Genomic DNA, 1,458 nt, shown 5'->3' on the forward strand with positions numbered 1-1,458 from the left:
CCCCGTTACTATCTTCACTCCCCGATAATTGGGGATTTGGCCAGCCGGGCCCGGCATGATTCTCGCCCCCAGTCGCTTCTATGATCCGGGGGGTGTTGTCACCGGGTCTGGTGGGTGGCTGGTGATCGCTAATAGGGGCTCGGCCGGATTATCTTGAGGCCGTCCGTAACGTGGATGCCGAGACTTGCCACCGATGTTGCAGGCCAACCCGCTCAATCTGCAAATACCTCGATGCAAGACAACCAACAACATAGCTCCGTCGATGTATTCGTCGGCGTCGACGTAGGCAAAGGCCACCATCACGCCGTTGCCCTTGATCGGACCGGAAAGCGTCTGTACAACAAGGCGCTGCCGAACGATGAGGCCAAACTGCGTGCCCTTATCACCGAGCTCAAAACACACGGCCAACTCCTGTTCGTCGTCGATCAGCCTGCCACCATCGGCGCGCTGCCCGTCGCTGTCGCCCGAGACGAAGGCGTTCTGGTCGCCTATCTGCCGGGTCTGGCCATGCGCCGCATTGCCGATCTGCATGCAGGCGAAGCCAAGACTGACGCCCGTGACGCCGCCATCATTGCCGAGGCCGCCCGCTCGATGCCGCATACGCTGCGCTCGCTTCGACTGGCCGACGAGCCGCTCGCCGAACTCACGATGTTGTGCGGCTTCGATGACGATCTCGCCGCGCAGATCACGCAGACCAGCAACCGCATTCGCGGCCTGCTTACCCAGATCCATCCCGCACTGGAACGGGTTCTGGGGCCGCGCCTCGACCATCCGGCCGTGCTCGATCTGCTTGAGCGATACCCGTCGCCCGCCGAGCTTGCCGCGACCAGCGAGAAAACACTCGCCAACCGCCTCACCAAACTAGCACCGCGCATGGGCAAAAGCCTCGCGGCCGAAATCGTTCAGGCACTCAGCGAACAGGCAGTGGTCGTACCCGGCACTCAGGCCGCAACCATCGTCATGCCGCGTCTGGCCCAGCAGCTCGCCTCCTTGCGCAAGCAACGTGACGAGGTTGCCAGCGAAGTTGAAGGCCTGGTACATGCGCACCCTCTTTGGCCGGTCCTGACCAGCATGCCGGGAGTCGGCGTCAGGACCGCCGCCAGACTCCTCACTGAAGTCGCTCACAAAGCTTTCGCTTCAGCCGCACATCTCGCCGCCTACGCCGGCCTCGCACCGGTCACCCGACGCTCGGGCTCTTCTATACGTGGCGAACACCCATCTAGGCGGGGCAACAAGGTGCTTAAGCGAGCGCTCTTCCTCTCTGCCTTTGCTGCCCTGCGAGACCCGATCTCAAGGGATTATTACGCCCGCAAGGTCCAGCAGGGCAAGCGCCACAATCAGGCGCTCATTGCCCTTGCCAGACGGCGCTGCGACGTGCTGTTCGCAATGCTGCGCGACGGCACCTTCTATCAACCGAAATCCGCCCCTAACGCTTGACGAACCACATAGGGGCACCCC

1 protein-coding gene is annotated in these 1,458 nt (G+C 62.7%); it reads left to right on the plus strand.

The genetic code is table 11. The features are described from left to right. Nucleotides 1–231: 231 nt before the first annotated feature. Entirely contained in the window at nt 232–1,437 is a 1,206-nt protein-coding gene (locus tag EVC45_RS44595; RefSeq protein ID WP_168991679.1) for an IS110 family transposase, read from the plus strand. Nucleotides 1,438–1,458: the final 21 nt, after the last annotated feature.

The sequence above is a fragment of the Paraburkholderia sp. UYCP14C genome, assembly GCF_004197395.1.
In the GTDB taxonomy this organism is placed as follows: Bacteria; Pseudomonadota; Gammaproteobacteria; order Burkholderiales; family Burkholderiaceae; genus Paraburkholderia.